Genomic DNA, 15,097 nt, shown 5'->3' with positions numbered 1-15,097 from the left:
ACCCATGACCAACCCTTCCGACCTTCTCGACATCGATGCACTCCTCACGGAGGACGAGCGCGCCCTGCGCGGCCGCGTCCGCGACTTCGTGGACACCGCCATCAAGCCGAACATCGCCGACTGGTACGACCGCGCGGAGTTCCCCCTGGAGATCGTGCCGCGTATGGCCGAACTCGGGCTCCTCGGCATGCACATCAAGGGCTATGGCTGCCCCGGCCGGAGCTCCGTCGACTACGGGCTCGCGGCCCTGGAACTCGAAGCCGGAGACTCCGGGCTGCGCACCTTCGTCAGCGTCCAGGGCTCCCTCGCCATGAGTGCCATCGCGAAGCACGGTTCGGAGGAGCAGAAGAACGAATGGCTGCCGAGGATGGCCGCCGGATCGGTGATCGGCTGCTTCGGCCTCACCGAGCCGACCGGGGGCTCCGACCCCGGCAGCATGCTCACCTTCGCCCGGCGGGACGGCGACGACTGGATCCTCAACGGCAGCAAGCGCTGGATCGGGCTCGCCTCGGTGGCCCAGGTGGCCATCATCTGGGCACAGACCGACGACGGCGTCCGCGGGTTCGTGGTGCCGACCGACAGCCCGGGGTTCAAGGCCACCCCGATCGTGCAGAAACTCTCCATGCGCGCCTCGATCCAGTGCGACATCGAGCTCGAGGACATCCGGCTGCCCGGCACCGCCCTGCTCCCGAAGGCGAAGGGACTCCGCGGCCCCTTCGAATGCCTCAACGAGGCCCGCTACGGCATCATCTGGGGCGCCATGGGAGCCGCGCGCGACAGCTACTACGCCGCCCTCGACTACTCGAAGGAGCGCCTGCAGTTCGGCAGGCCGCTCGCCGGCTACCAGATCACCCAGCTCAAGCTCGTCAACATGGCGCTGGAGATCAACAAGGGGATACTGCTGGCCCTGCAGGTGGGACGACTCAAGGATGCCGGCACCCTGCAACCCCACCAGATCTCGGTCGGGAAGCTGAACAACTGCCGCGAGGCCATCGAGATCTGCCGTGAGGCCCGCGCCATGCTCGGCGGCAACGGTGTCACCCTCGACTACTCCCCGCTCCGCCACGCGAACAACCTGGAGAGCGTGCGCACCTACGAAGGGACCGACGAGGTGCACACGCTGATCCTCGGCAACCACATCACGGGCATCCCGGCGTTCCGGTAGCCGCACGATGACCGAATCTGTTCCTCCTGCCGGCCGGGCCGCCGGGATCCGGCGCGGTCTGACCAGCTACGGCGACGCGGGGTTCTCCCTGTTCCTGCGCAAGGCGTTCATCAAGGGCGCCGGGTACTCGGACGACGCACTGGACAAGCCTGTCATCGGGATCATCAACACGGGCAGCGGCTTCAACCCGTGCCACGGCAACATGCCCGCGCTGCTCGACGCCGTGAAGCGGGGGGTGCTGATGGCCGGCGGCCTGCCGGTCGATTTCCCGACCATCTCGCTCCACGAAAGCTTCTCGCAGCCCACCAGCATGTTCCTGCGCAACCTCATGTCGATGGACACCGAGGAGATGATCCGTGCCCAGCCCATGGACGCCGTCGTACTCATCGGGGGCTGCGACAAGACGGTACCCGCGCAGCTGATGGGCGCGGCGTCGGCGGGCGTCCCGGCGATCACGCTGGTCACCGGGTCGATGCTGACGGGCGGGCACCGCGGGCAGCGCGTCGGTGCGTGCACCGACTGCCGGGCCTTCTGGGGGAAGTTCCGCAGCGGGGAGATCGGTCAGGAGGAGATCGACGACGTCAACTCGCGTCTCGTGGGAAGCGTCGGCACGTGCTCCGTCATGGGCACCGCCAGCACCATGGCGTGCCTGACCGAGGCCATGGGCATCGCCCTCCCCGGGAGCGCGAGCCCGCCCGCCGTGACGGCCGACCGCGTGCGCATCGCCGAACGGACCGGGACCCAGGCGGTGGCCCTGGCCGCCCGTGGCACGGACATGAGCACCATCCTCACGCAGGAGGCCTTCGAGAACGGGCTCCGGGTCCTGCTGGCCATCGGCGGATCGACCAACGCGATCATCCACCTGACCGCCGTCGCCGGCCGCCTCGGAATCCGCCTCGACCTGGAGGACCTCGACCGGATGAGTGCCGAGACGCCCGTCCTGGTGGACCTGAAACCGACGGGCGCCTACTACATGGAGGATTTCCACCGGGCCGGCGGCGTGCCCGCCGTGCTGCGCGAGCTCGGGGACCTCATCCACCGCGATGCCCCCACCGTCACGGGCCGCACCCTGGGTGAGGAACTCGACGCGGCGGGGCCCGGCTTCCCCTCCGACATCGTGCGGCCGCTCACCGATCCGGTGTACCCGGAGGGCAGCCTCGCCTTCCTGCGCGGCAACCTCGCGCCGGGTGGCGCCATCATCAAGCAGGCGGCGGTGTCCCCGCATCTGCTGGAGCACACGGGCCGTGCCGTGGTCTTCGAGGACACGGCGGACCTCGCGGCGCGGATCGACGACGACGCCCTGGACGTCACCGCCGGGGACGTCCTCGTGCTGCGGAACATCGGCCCCGTCGGAGCACCCGGCATGCCCGAGGCCGGCTACCTCCCCATCCCGAGGAAGCTCGCGGCGCAGGGGGTGAAGGACATGGTGCGCATCTCGGACGGCCGCATGTCGGGCACCGCTGCCGGCGCCGTCGTCCTCCACGTCACACCCGAGTCCGCGGTCGGCGGGCCGCTGCGGCTCGTGCGGACCGGCGACACCATCACCCTGAGCGTTCGCCGCCGGTTGATCCAGCTCGAGGTCTCCCCCGAGGAGCTGGAGCGACGCGAGGAGGTGCTGGGCCCGCCCTCCACGCCGGCTGCCACGCGCGGGTACCGGAGGCTGTACGTGTCGGAGGTGACCCAGGCGGACGAGGGGTGCGACTTCCGGTTCCTCCAGAGCACGGGACTCCCGGACCGGGAGGCCCCGCGGAGCCTGATGCAGGAGCAGGGCTGACGGCGTCAGACCCCGGACCCCGCGCGTCCGCCTAGGGCGCCTCGCCGGACTGGTGCGCCGCCGGGTCGAGCAGCTGCGCCAGGTGGATGCCGCGGCGGTCGCTCAGGTCCTCGATCTGGGTGCGGCACGAGTACCCGTCCGCGAGCACCACGGCGTCCTCCGTGGTCGACCGGATGGCCGGCAGCAGCTGCTGTTCGGCGATCTGGACGGAGACCTCGTAGTGCCCCCGTTCCACGCCGAAGTTGCCCGCAAGGCCACAGCATCCGCCCAGCTTCTGGACGGTGGCACCGGCCCGCTCCAGCAGTGCCGCGTCGGGACTCCAGCCCATGACGGCGTGGTGGTGGCAGTGGGGTTGCGCCACCACCACGGTTCCGGCCAGGGAGGGCGGCTCGTAGCCGGGCACGGTCCGGAGGAACTCCGCGAGGGTGTGCGTGGACCGGGCCACCGCACCGGCGGCCTCGGTCCCCAGCAGTTCCACGGCCTCCGATCGGAGCACGCCCGTGCAGGAAGGCTCGAGGCCGACGATCGGGACGCCCTCGGCCACGGACCGGTTCAGCACCTCGACGGTGGATCGCAGCGTCTTCCGTGCGGAGTCGAGCTGCCCCGTGGAGATCCAGGTCAGTCCGCAGCACAGGGGCTTCTCGGGAAGGCGCACCTCGTAGCCCGCCGCCTCGAGGACGCGCACGGCGGCCTGTCCTACCTCCGGCGAGAAGTTGTCGGTGAACGAATCGGCCCACAGCATCACCCGCCGGGCGGCAGGGGTAGCGGAGGGCTGACGGTTCCGGAACCAGGAGTGGAAGGTCCGGGGAGCGAACGCGGGAATGTTCCGGCGCTGGTCCACCCCTGCCATCCGCAGGCTGACCTGGCGGATGCCGGGCAGACCCGTGAGGAAGTTCAGCACCCGTGGCGCCCGTGCCGCGAGTCCGGCCCAGCGGGGCAGCCAGCCCAGTGAGTAGTGCGAGGCCGGGCGGAGCCGGCCCTTGTAGCTCTGGTAGAGGACCTCGGCCTTGTACGCGGCCATGTCAGTTCCCGTGGGGCAGTCCGATGAGCAGCCCTTGCAGGAGAGGCACAGATCGAGTGCGTCATGCACCTCGGCCGCCCGCCAGTTGGGTTTCCCCGCGCCGGCGGCACCCCTGGTGGCACTCCCGGTGACGGACCCGTTGATCATCTCCTGGAGCGCCCTGGCGCGGCCGCGGGTCGAGTCCTTCTCCTCGAGGGTGGCGATGTAGGACGGGCACATCACGGCGCTGTTGTCCGAGTGCGCCGCACGGCACAGACCCACTCCCGTGCAGCGGTGGACCGCCTGGCTGAAGTCCCCGGCATCGTGGAGGTAGCCGAACCCGAGACCGGTCCGCAACGGTCCCGCCTCCGCCACGCGTACGTTGGCATCCAGTGGTTCGGGGTCCACGAGGATGCCCGGGTTCAGGAGGTTGTCCGGGTCGAGGATCCCCTTCACCTTGCCGAAGAGGCCGATCGCTGCCGGTGAGTACATGAAGGGGAGGAGTTCGCTGCGGGCCCGGCCGTCCCCGTGTTCGCCCGAGAGGGACCCTCCGTAGCGGGCGACCAGTTCCGCCGCGTCGGTCAGGAACGCGCGGAACGCCGCCGCGCCGTCGTCTTGCTGGAACGGGAAGTCGAGGCGGATATGGACGCAGCCGTCCCCGAAATGCCCGAAAGGGAAGCCGGTGAGGGAGTGCGCCAGGAGCAGCTCGTCGAACTCGCGGAGATAGTCCCCGAGGGTCTCCGGTGGCACCGCGGCATCCTCCCAGCCGGCATGCGCAGGAGCGCCGGCGGGTGATCGCCCGGCGAGCCCTCCCCCGTCCTCGCGGATGCGCCAGAGGGCCGCGGCCTGCCGCGCATCGGTGATGATCCTCGAGTGCCGTGCGGCACCGATCCCGGCGACGCGCCGGGCGCGGTCTGCCACCTCGACGGGGTCGTCACCGGACACCTCGACGAACAGCCATGCGGCACCGCCCGGCAGTTCGGGAACCGCCTGCGGTCCCTTGCGGGCCCGCACCACCTGCACGATCCGGGAGTCCAGCCCTTCACAGGCCGTGGGCGCGAACGGCAGCACCGCGGGGACGGCGTCGCCGGCGGCACCGATGTCGGGGAACCCCAGGACCACCATGGTCTTGTGCGGCGCATCGGCCACCAGCCGCACGCCGGCCTCCAGTACGACGGCGAGTGTCCCCTCGCTGCCGACGAGCGCCCGCCGCAGGTCGAAGCCGCGCTCCGGGAGCAGATGCTCCAGTGAATACCCGGAGACTTGGCGCCCGAACCGGCCCAGTTCGGTGCGGATGGTGCCCAGCTCCGCGCCGACGAGGGAGCGCAGCGCGTCGGTCTCCGACGACGACGGCGTGCCGTCCGCGCCCAGGTGGAGCCGCGTGCCGGACCCGGTGACGACGTCGAGGTGCGTGACATTGTCGGCGGTGCGGCCGTAGGCGAGAGCGCGTGAACCGCACGCATTGTTGCCGATCATCCCGCCCACGGTGCAGCGCGTGTGGGTGGAGGGATCGGGTCCGAACCGCAGGCCCTGGGCCAGTGCCACCTTCTGCAGCGTGGCATGGACGGCCCCGGGTTCGACGACGGCGGTGCGCGCTTCTGCATCGAGCTCGAGGACCCGGTTCAGGTGTCGGCTGAAATCGACGACGACGCCGCGGCCGATCGCGTTGCCGGCCAGGGAGGTGCCGGCGCCCCGGGACGTGAAGGGGACACCGCGCTCCCGGCAGAGCTCGAGGGTGGTGAGCACCTCGTCGAGGTGCCGGGGGAAGACGACGGCTGCCGGCTGCACCCGGTACAGCGACGCATCGCTCGAGTAGACAGCCCGTGACGTCGCATCATCACGCGCATCCCTCACCCCACGGGCCCGGAGCTCGGAGGCGAGGGACCGGGGTGCCGAAAGCATCATTGCCATAAGTAACATGTTAAGCACCCGTAGCGCGTTTCACCCCGGTTCCGGCCGGCACCCCTGCAAGGAGCTCCATGACCTACGTCGTCCCGGTTCCGACGCCTCCCAGCCTCCCGACCAGCGGTGGCGCGCTCTTTCCCGTGCGGCGCGTGTTCTGCGTCGGACGCAACTACGGCGATCATGCGCGCGAGATGGGCGCCGACCCGAACCGGGAGCCCCCGTTCTTCTTCACGAAACCCGCTGACGCCGTTTTCGCGCCGCAGCCGGCGTCGGGGGATGCCGGTCCGGCAGTCCCCTACCCGCCACAGACGGCGGACCTCCACCACGAGGTCGAACTCGTCGTGGCGCTGGGTCGGGGCGGCACCGCCGTCGATCCTGCCGATGCCCTCGATATGGTGTGGGGCTACGGCGTGGGCGTGGACCTGACCCGTCGTGACCTGCAGTCCGAGGCGAAGAACCTTCGGCGTCCGTGGGATCTCGCGAAAGGCTTCGATCTCTCGGGGCCGTGTTCGCCCCTCCGACCCGCCAGTGAGGTGGAGCATCCCGACCGGGGCCGGATCTGGCTGGGCGTGGACGGTGTGATCCGCCAGGAGGGAGATCTCGGCGACCAGATCTGGACGGTGCCCGAGATCATCGCGCACCTCTCCCGGTCCGTCGCCCTGTCTGCCGGCGACCTCGTCTTCACCGGGACACCGGCGGGCGTGGGGGCGTTGACACGCGGAGACATGGTCACGGCCGGCATCGACGGAGTCGCCGAGCTCTCTTTCACCATCGAGTGAGCCGGACACCCCCGCGTCAGACCACCCGGCAGCCCCTCGCCGACCAAGTCCACGGCGCACTGCTCGGGCAGCTCGTCGACGGCCGGCGGAAACCGGACGAAGTACTCAATCTCGTGTATCTCGCCCGCGAATTCGGGGTCAGCCAGACTCCGGTCCGGGAAGCCCTGGCCAGGCTCGAATCCACAGGACTGGTGATCCGGGAAGCCCACAAGGGGTACCGGGTGGCGCCGCTGTTCAGCATGGACGATCTCCGGAAGTTCATGGACGCCCGTCTGGTCCTCGAGCCGGCCCTCGCCTACGAGGCAGCTCTGCGGGTCACCCCGGAGTTCCTCGACCGCCTGTCCGAGACCATCGAGCACCTCGAAGCCGGCGCCCACCTCCCCGGCAGCCCCCCGGTCACGAGCTTCCTCCGGGCGGACGAGCAGTTCCACGCGGCGATCGCCCATCAGGCCGACAATCCGTTCCTCGAGGACGCGTGGGGATCCTTCGGTGGCCAGGCGCAGCGGTTCCGGTTGTATGCCAGAACCAGTTCGACGGCACCGACCACCACCGCGGCCGAACACCGGGCGATCCTCGACGCCCTGACCAGGCGCGATGCGGAAGGTGCCTCCTCTGCCATCCGGGTTCATATCGAGAACGCCAGGATCCGTGCCCTGCAGGACCGCCAGGCGGTCGCCGCGGAGGACTGAGGGGGATGCACGGACACCGTGCGAGCCGCCCTCCTACCCGAGCGGCGTGAGGATCATGGCGGTTCCGGCCCTGCCGCAGATCCCGCGAAGATGCTCGAGAAGGCCCTCCGGGATCGGGATGCCGTTGTGGCTGCGGTCGGCGCGCGCAAGGGCTTCGGGTTCGCCGGGCAGGACGACGTCGGGCTCATCCCGCGTCATGAGGCGGACGAGGTCGTCGACGTAGCGCGCGGTGTCCCCATCCGCCGCCACACTTCTCGGATCGACCACCAGGACGAAGTGCCCGAGGTTGTCACTGTCGCCGTCGGCGAGCGGGAGCGCGGCCCCCGAGAACGCCGCGCTGAGCACCTGGACCATCAGGCTGAGCCCGAATCCCTTGTGTCCGCCGGTCTCGGCGGTGGAGCCACCGAGCGGGCTGAGCGTCCCCTCCTGCGTGGTCAGCAGGGAGTAGGCGAGGGCGGCATCGGTCACAGGATTGCCGAGCCGGTCGTTGACCCAGCCGGGAGGCAGGTCCCGTCCACTCAGTGCATAGGCCTTCACCTTGTTCATCGCGACGACGCTCGTGGACATGTCCACCACGAGTTCCCCTCCGCCTACCCGGGGCGCGGCGAAGGCGATCGGGTTCGTCCCCAGGATCGGCGTCGTGCCTCCGAGAGCCGCCACCACGGGTGTCCGCGTGGTCGTCGCCATGAGGGCTACCAGGCCGTGCTGCGCGGCGCTGCGGACGTAGTAGCCGAGAGCTCCCAGGTGGTGCGAATTGCCCACGGCCACCGCCCCGATCCCGGACTCAGCGGCCTTCCCGATGGCCAGTTCCACTGCATGAAGACCTGCCGGATGTCCCAGGCCGGCACCGGCGTCGACGACGGCGAATGCGGGGGCATCGCGCACCACGCGGGGAACGGCGTCGAGCCTCAGGCGGTTCTCCGACCGGAGCTTCTCGTACAGCATCAGCATCGAGACGCCGTGGGAATCGATACCGGCGAGATCGGTCTCCACCATCACCGTCGCCGTAGCGGCGGCGGACCCGTCCGGCATGCCCCAGGCACGAAGAACTGCGACGATCTGCTCGTGCACCTGGACGGCGTCGAAGCGCCGCGCCTCCTCCCCGTTCACCGGTTCCGCTCCTCCATCTCGTCGGCGATGCGCCGGCCGATCTCCAGCGCGGCGGTCGCTGCCGGCGACGGCGCGTTGAGCACGTGGATCTGGCGGGGCGCCCTGTCGAAGTAGAAGTCATCGACGAGGTCGCCGTTCCGGCGCATCGCCTGCGCGCGGACTCCCGCGTGGGTCGGCACGAGGCTGTCGTCGCGGAGATCCGGGACGAGCTCCCGGAGGCTTGCCAGGAACTTCTTCCGGGACAGCGAGCGTGCGACCTCGGAGAGCCCTACTTTCCAGAATCGCGCGCCGAGCTTCCAGAGCCCTGGCCAGGCGGCACTTTCGAGGACGTCCCGCGGGTTGATCGAGAGCCAGGTGTAGCCCTCACGGGCCAGGGCGAAAACGGCATTGGGCCCCGCGTGCACCCCGCCGCCGATCATCCTGGTCAGGTGGACGCCGAGGAAGGGGAAACTCGGGTCCGGTACCGGGTAGATCAGGCCGCGGACGAGGTGGGACTGGTCCGGGGTGAGCTCGAAGTACTCGCCCCGGAACGGGATGATCCGCACCTCGGGGGTGAGGCCGGCCAACCGGGCGATGCGGTCGCTGTGCAGGCCGGCGCAGTTGATGAGCTCGTCGGCGGAGATCTCCCCGGTGGTGGTGGAGACGGTCACGGACCCGCCATCGGTTGAGATACCTACGACCTCGGTCCCCAGGCGGACCTCACCCCCGGCCTCGCCGATGAGCCGTGCCAGCACGTCGCAGATTCCCCGGTAATCGACGATTCCCGTGGATTCGACCCGCAGGGCTGCCACGCAGGCGACATGGGGCTCGTAGTCGCGGGCCTCCTCGGGAGAGATCATCCGGCAGGGAACTCCGTTCGCGAGGCCGCGGCGGTGGAGCTCCTCGAGCGCCGGGACCTGGTCCTGCCGGGTGGCGACCACCAGCTTCCCGCAGATGTCCACCGCCACCCCGTGGTCCTCGGCGAAACGGCGCATCGACTGCGCACCCGCGGTTCCGAGGGTCGCCTTCAGGCTCCCCGGCGCGTAGTACAGCCCGGAGTGGATGACGCCCGAGTTGTTCCCGGTCTGGTGGTCCGCGAGCCGGGGCTCCTTGTCGACGACGGTCACCCGGTAGCCGCGTAGCCCCAGCTCATATGCGGTGGCCAACCCGACGATCCCGGCACCCACGACTACTACGGCGCTCTTCATCTGCGTGTTCCTCGTCTGCCATCGTCGTCGTATAGGACTGCGAACCTCCCGTAACTCTATATCTTCGGCGTCAACAATATAGAGTTCCAGCCGGACGCGGTCTGCTCGGCAGAAAGCCTGCTCCGCAGAACCCGCCGGAAGGACGTGCCCGTGCCATCTCCCCCGAACGGCCCTGGCCTCTACCTGCTGAGCTCCCTCGTCGTCCGCAAGGCCCTGGACGACGTCGTCCTCCCTGCTTTCGAGGTGGCTTCCGGCCTGTCGGTCCGGACCGAATACCTCCCGACGACCATCCTCCTCGAGAAGGTCGATGCCGGCGCCCAACCGGACGTGCTGATCGGGACCCGGGAAGCGATGCTCGACCTCGAGGCATCGGGCGTTCTCGCCGGCGGGAGCGCGATGCCGCTGGTGACGTCGGCACTCGGGCTCGGCGTGGCCCAGGGCTCCGATCCGCCGTCGATGGCGACCGGGAGCGACCTCGTCGCTGCCCTGCTCGGCGCCCGGTCGGTTGCCTTCTCGCGGGCCGGGCAGAGCGGGATCTTCTTCCAGGGGCTGCTCCTCCGGCTCGGCATCGCGGACCAGGTGCTCGAACGTGCCACGGTCCTCGACTCGGGGTTCACGGGTACGGCCCTGACGGATGGCCGCGCCGATCTCGCCCTGCAGCAGGTCAGCGAACTGCTGTTCGTGGAAGGCATCGGGACTGTCGTCCCCCTGCCGGAGGAATTCCAGCAGCACACCGACTTCTATCTCGCCCCCGGCCCCGGCGCGGCAGGCAAGGCTGCCGCGCGACGCCTCGTGGACCACCTGACGGACGGCCCGGCACGGAGCGCCTACCTGGCAACAGGTCTGCAGAACATCGGCGCATGACTGAACGGGATTCTGGCGGATCAGCCCACCTGCCGCTGCAGCCTCCGGCCGGGTAGGGACGGAATGAACGGGGGGCTGATCCCCCGAAAAGGCGACAGCCACCCACTCCCGATGGAGTGGGTGGCTGCCCGCGGTAACCCTGTCCTGCCGTGCGGGGCAGGTGTTACTCGCTGTGTCGGTGCTGTCGGAACAGGCCGCCGGAGGTCAGAGCGCTCCGCCGGTGGTGCGGTTCTTGTCCAGCAGCGGATCATCCAGGGTGTCGGCGGAGCCGGTCTGCCGGGTGAGGGTCGTGTCGTCGTCCTCCGTCGGCAGGAGGGCGTCCCTGGTGCTGGGAGACAGCTCGCTCTCCCCGCTCGTGTACACCACCGGTGCCGCGTCATCGACCGGCGTGATCGTCACGTCGGCTTCCGTCGTCGTGTCGTCGTTGTCCTTCTTGCTGGCGGCTACCCCGACGGCCGCAGCGGCGGCAGCGAGCCCGATGCCTGCAGCGACCTTGCCCGAGATCCCTGCCTTCCCGCTGTCCCCACGGGACGCGGCAGCAGCCTCGACGCCGGGCTCTCCGGTATCGATGCCGGTTCCGACCGTTCCGCGCCAGGCTCCCGTGGCGTATCCCTCGTCCTCGATGAACGCCTTGAAGCGGTTGAGGTCCCCCTCGGCCTGGTTCTCGATGACGTTGAGCTTGTCACCGATCTTCTCGACCAGGCCCTCGGGCTCGTACTCGAGGACGAGGTGAACCTGTGTCTGTCCGCCTCCGACGTCCTCGAAGGACACCGAACCGGCGTTCGTTGCACCTTCGGTCGCAGCCCACGACACCTTCGTGTCCGGCACCTGCTCCAGGATGGTCGCCTCCCACTGCCGGCGGACGCCGCCGATCTCCACGACCCAGTTCAGGCGCTCGTCATCGAGCTGCGTGACGGACTTGACGCCACCCATGAAGTGGGGGAATTCTTCGAACTGGGTCCACTGGTTGTAGGCGATGCTGACCGGGACGTTGACGAGAATGCTCTTTTCGACCTTCGTGCTCATAGCGTCTCCTTCGGGTTGGGACGAACTGCGGCTGGCGGGATGAACAGCAACCGATGCGATTCATCAGCCTGCTTAGTATATCGCGGATTGCGCATTTTGCACTCGAGCAACGGTGATGAGCTGCAACAGGAGGCTGATGGTTCAGCTGACCGCCTTCGCCACCAACCGGCGCAACTCCTCCTCCACCTCGCCGTTCCATGCGGTGATCGAGAAGGCATTGGGCCAGAACACGCCGTCGTCGAGGTTCGCGGCGTCGTTGAAGCCGATCGTCGAGTAGCGCGACTCGAACTTCGCCGCCGCCTGGAAGAACGTCACCACCTTCCCGTCGCGGGCGTAGGCCGGCATGCCGTACCAGGTCTTGGGCTCGAGGTCGGGTGCGACGGCGGACACCAGCGCGTGGTACTGCTCGGCGATCCCGCGGTCCGGCTCCGGCATCTCGGCGATCTTGTCCTGGATCGCTTTCTCGCCGGCGGCGCGGTTCTTGCCGCGCTTCGCCTCCGCGCGCATCTCCGCGGCCCGCTCCTTCATGGCCGCGCGCTCCTGCTCGGTGAAGCCCTCGGTCGTGCCGGTCTGACGTGCCATTGGCCTGCTCCCCTCGGTGGAATGTGCGGGCTGTCCGCCCGATGATGCACCCACCCTAGGACGGCGGTGCCTGCGGCTCCAGACCCTGATGCCCATCGTCCGCCCGGACTCCGGCGGGGTCGCGCCAGGTCCGCGATCCGCACCCGACGACGGCGGGATGTGCCGAAGCACGGTGGAACCCGGAGTCATGACGAGGAGCGGCCCAGCGGTAGTCGGGGCGCCCGCTGGCCAGGTCTCCGCCGAGGAAGCCGCCGATCACCAGGAATCCGCCTCCCGCGCGGGCGAGGGCCACTCCCGATGCGAATTCCTGGCCTCTTTGCTGAAACACGAGCCCCACCAGCCCCAAATAACCAGTAGGCTTACGAGGCCGGGCCTGACGAGCGGGCGGCCATCAGGAAATGCTGCCCCGTCGTCCCGGCAGGTCTCATCGTCTTTTCAGCACTTCCTGTGCCACCGGCAGCAATCGGCGGCACAGGTCCTCGCACACTCATTTGGGAGAATTCCATGACCACCGCAAATACGCCCCACGCGGGCGCACGTACCAATGTCCAGAAGGCAGCCCTCGCCGTCGGCGCGGTCTTCCTGCTCGTCGGCCTGCTCGGCTTCATCCCCGGCATCACCTCGGACTACGACACCATGCAGTTCGCGGGCCACGAGTCGGAGGCGAAGCTCCTGGGCATCTTCCAGGTCTCCGTCCTGCACAACATCGTCCACCTGCTCTTCGGTGCTGCCGGCATCGCCATGGCCCGCACCATCAGCGGCGCCCGCTCCTACCTGCTGTACGGCGGCATCGTCTACCTCGTCCTGTGGATCTACGGCCTGGTCATCGACCAGAACTCCGCCGGCAACTTCGTGCCCCTCAACGGTGCGGACAACTGGCTGCACTTCCTCCTAGGCGTCGGCATGATCGCCCTGGCACTGCTGCTGACCCGCGACCACACCCGCAAGACCGCACGCGCATAACCCTTCCGCCGGTCCTCCGGCAGAAGCCCGCCGCACCTCGGCGGGACGCACCACCAGCAAGGCCCCGGGACCTCGTTCCCGGGGCCTTTCTCGCGCCCGGCGGTGAGCAGAGCCGAGGAATTAGGACACGCAGGCGTGACGTTATTTCTTGCACTGCTGGTTAGGAGAACCTAACCTGAGACCGTGCCCCTGACAGAACCCGCCGCCACGCCCGCCCTCGACGTCGTCGACCTCGGCGTCTCGTACGGCAGCCGGCAGGTCATCGGGTCCGTCTCCTTCGGCCTGAAGCCGGGCACCGTCACGGCCCTCATCGGCCCCAACGGTAGTGGCAAGTCCACGCTGCTCCGCACTATCGCCCGCCTTCACGTACCCGACGCCGGAACGGTCACGCTCGACGACGGCGCCGACGTCCTCGCGCTCTCGCCCCGGGAGTTCGCCCGCACCATCACCCTGCTGGCCCAGAGCCGTCCCGTGCCCGGCGGACTCACCGTGCGCGAGGTGGTCGGCTTCGGCCGCCATCCGCACCGCAGCCGCTGGACCGGCCAGGACCCGCACGGCACCGCCGCCGTGGGACGCGCCCTCGAGCTCACCCGCACCACGGAGCTCGCCGACCGGCCCGTCACCGCTCTCTCCGGCGGCCAGGTGCAGCGCGTCTGGCTCGCGAGCTGCCTCGCCCAGGACACCGGCGTGCTGCTGCTCGACGAACCCACCACCTACCTCGACCTGCGCTACCAGGTGGAGATCCTCGACGTCGTCCGCGACCTCGCCACCGAGCACGGCGTGAGCGTCGGCGTCGTCCTCCATGATCTCGACCAGGCCGCTGCCATCGCGGACCACGTGGTGCTGCTCGAGAACGGCTCCGTTCTGGCGCAGGGCACACCGGCGGACGTGCTCACCTCCGAGAACCTCTCCCGCGCCTACGGCGTGCGCGTCGACGTCACCGTCTCGGGAGGCACCATCTCCACCCGCGCCGTCGGACGCCACAACACAGCCCCGGCGCCCGTCGCCTCCTGATCCCCCCGCGCACTCCGCGCTCCGAAGAGAAATGAAACCGATGACACAACCCAAGATCCTCGCTGCCCTCGCAGCGGTGGCCCTGCTCTCCCTGACCGCGTGCGGGACCACGGAGGAGGCCACCGGCAGCACACCCACCGAGGAGGAGGCGGCCGGCGAGAGCATCACCGTCACCGACGCGCGCGGCAAGGAGGTCACGCTCGACGGACCGGCCGACCGCGTGGTCGCCACCGAGTGGAACGCCGTCGAGAACCTCGTATCCCTCGGCGTCATGCCGGTCGGTGCCGCCGACGTCGAGGGTTACGCCCAGTGGGTCAGCGCCGAACCGCTCGACGCCTCCGTGGCCGATGTCGGCGTCCGCGGCGAGCCGAGCATCGACACCCTCGTGTCCCTCACGCCCGACGTCGTCATCGTCACGGACCAGCTCGTCGAGGGCGCGATCGAGCAGATCGAGAAGACCGTGCCCGTCGTCGTCGTGGCCGGCGGCGACGCCACCGACAACATCGGCCAGATGTTCGAGACCCTCGACCTCATCGCCACCGTCACGGGCACCGAGGACCGGGCCGCGGAGCTGAAGTCCGGGTTCGGGGCGACGATCGCCGACGGCAAGGCCGCCATCGAGGAAGCCGGCGGTGCGGGCACCCCGGTCGCCTTCTCCGACGCGTACGTCGACGCCGGCAGTGTCTCGATCCGCCCGTTCACCGAGGGCTCACTCGTGGGCAGCGTGTTCGCGCAGCTCGGCCTCACCGACGCCTGGACCGTCGAGGGCGATCCCGCCTACGGGCTCGGACAGACCGACGTGGAGGGACTGACCGCTCTGCCGGAGGACACCGCCTTCTGGTACATCGCCAACGACGCCTTCGGCGACCCCTACCAGGAGCAGCTCAAGGACAACGCCGTATGGACGTCCCTGCCGTTCGTCGAGGCCGGCAGGGTGACGCGCTTCCCCGACGCCCTCTGGACGTTCGGCGGCCCGAGCTCCATGGACCAGTTCGTGGACGCGGCGGTCGACGCTGCGACCGCCCAGGCAGCGAAGTAG

The 15,097-nt window shown here is 69.5% G+C and carries 13 protein-coding genes; 8 read left to right on the top strand and 5 right to left on the bottom strand.

Going from position 1 to position 15,097, the window contains the following annotated elements:
- The first annotated feature begins 4 nt into the window (after window positions 1-4).
- Both CI785_RS12200 and CI785_RS12195 read left to right on the top strand, forming a co-directional pair.
- Window positions 5-1,165: an acyl-CoA dehydrogenase family protein gene (locus tag CI785_RS12200; RefSeq protein ID WP_105032364.1), complete on the top strand. Its 1,161-nt coding sequence runs from the start codon at window positions 5-7 to the stop codon at window positions 1,163-1,165.
- Between the two features lie 7 nt (window positions 1,166-1,172).
- Window positions 1,173-2,939, top strand: a complete 1,767-nt coding sequence (locus CI785_RS12195) for an IlvD/Edd family dehydratase (protein ID WP_105032363.1) — start codon at window positions 1,173-1,175, stop codon at window positions 2,937-2,939.
- A gap of 31 nt (window positions 2,940-2,970) precedes the next feature.
- On the opposite strand, the gene CI785_RS12190 is transcribed toward CI785_RS12195, so the two are convergent.
- Window positions 2,971-5,850, bottom strand: a complete 2,880-nt coding sequence (locus CI785_RS12190) for an FAD-binding and (Fe-S)-binding domain-containing protein (RefSeq protein WP_105032362.1) — start codon at window positions 5,848-5,850, stop codon at window positions 2,971-2,973.
- A 68-nt stretch (window positions 5,851-5,918) separates the two neighbouring features.
- On the opposite strand from CI785_RS12190, the gene CI785_RS12185 reads away from it, so the two are divergent.
- Both CI785_RS12185 and CI785_RS12180 read left to right on the top strand, forming a co-directional pair.
- A complete protein-coding gene (locus tag CI785_RS12185; protein ID WP_105032361.1) occupies window positions 5,919-6,623 on the top strand; it encodes a fumarylacetoacetate hydrolase family protein in 705 nt (234 codons plus the stop codon).
- Window positions 6,620-7,312 (top strand): GntR family transcriptional regulator, encoded by a 693-nt coding sequence (locus CI785_RS12180; RefSeq protein WP_105032360.1) that lies wholly within the window; start codon window positions 6,620-6,622, stop codon window positions 7,310-7,312. The genes CI785_RS12185 and CI785_RS12180 overlap by 4 nt, the downstream gene beginning before the upstream one ends.
- 33 nt (window positions 7,313-7,345) lie before the next feature.
- Here the strand turns inward: CI785_RS12180 and CI785_RS12175 are convergent, their stop codons facing one another.
- Together CI785_RS12175 and lhgO are read right to left on the bottom strand one after the other, a co-directional pair.
- Window positions 7,346-8,422, bottom strand: coding sequence for an Ldh family oxidoreductase (locus tag CI785_RS12175; protein ID WP_205753622.1), 1,077 nt, complete (start codon window positions 8,420-8,422; stop codon window positions 7,346-7,348).
- A complete protein-coding gene (gene lhgO / locus CI785_RS12170; protein ID WP_105032359.1) occupies window positions 8,419-9,609 on the bottom strand; it encodes an L-2-hydroxyglutarate oxidase in 1,191 nt (396 codons plus the stop codon). Before lhgO ends, CI785_RS12175 begins: the two co-directional genes overlap by 4 nt.
- A gap of 150 nt (window positions 9,610-9,759) precedes the next feature.
- On the opposite strand from lhgO, the gene CI785_RS12165 reads away from it, so the two are divergent.
- Entirely contained in the window at window positions 9,760-10,473 is a 714-nt protein-coding gene (locus tag CI785_RS12165; RefSeq protein WP_157940251.1) for a substrate-binding domain-containing protein, read from the top strand.
- A gap of 204 nt (window positions 10,474-10,677) precedes the next feature.
- Here CI785_RS12165 and CI785_RS12160 read toward each other — a convergent pair whose 3' ends face one another.
- Both CI785_RS12160 and CI785_RS12155 read right to left on the bottom strand, forming a co-directional pair.
- Window positions 10,678-11,499, bottom strand: coding sequence for an SRPBCC family protein (locus CI785_RS12160; RefSeq protein WP_105032357.1), 822 nt, complete (start codon window positions 11,497-11,499; stop codon window positions 10,678-10,680).
- A gap of 141 nt (window positions 11,500-11,640) precedes the next feature.
- On the bottom strand, window positions 11,641-12,081 hold the full coding sequence (locus CI785_RS12155; protein ID WP_105032356.1) for an iron chaperone: 441 nt from the start codon (window positions 12,079-12,081) through the stop codon (window positions 11,641-11,643).
- Window positions 12,082-12,585: 504 nt separating this feature from the next.
- Between CI785_RS12155 and CI785_RS12145 the strand changes: the two genes are divergently transcribed.
- From CI785_RS12145 to CI785_RS12135, 3 genes are all read left to right on the top strand, one after another.
- A complete protein-coding gene (locus CI785_RS12145) occupies window positions 12,586-13,044 on the top strand; it encodes a DUF4383 domain-containing protein (RefSeq protein ID WP_105032354.1) in 459 nt (152 codons plus the stop codon).
- A 183-nt stretch (window positions 13,045-13,227) separates the two neighbouring features.
- Window positions 13,228-14,058, top strand: a complete 831-nt coding sequence (locus tag CI785_RS12140) for an ABC transporter ATP-binding protein (protein ID WP_105032353.1) — start codon at window positions 13,228-13,230, stop codon at window positions 14,056-14,058.
- 40 nt (window positions 14,059-14,098) lie between these two features.
- Window positions 14,099-15,097: an ABC transporter substrate-binding protein gene (locus CI785_RS12135; RefSeq protein WP_105032352.1), complete on the top strand. Its 999-nt coding sequence runs from the start codon at window positions 14,099-14,101 to the stop codon at window positions 15,095-15,097.

It is taken from the genome of Arthrobacter ruber (genome assembly GCF_002954225.1).
Classification (GTDB): domain Bacteria; phylum Actinomycetota; class Actinomycetes; order Actinomycetales; family Micrococcaceae; genus Arthrobacter_D; species Arthrobacter_D ruber.
Note: the sequence above shows the minus strand (reverse complement) of the source record. Positions and strands in the feature narration are given on the sequence as shown.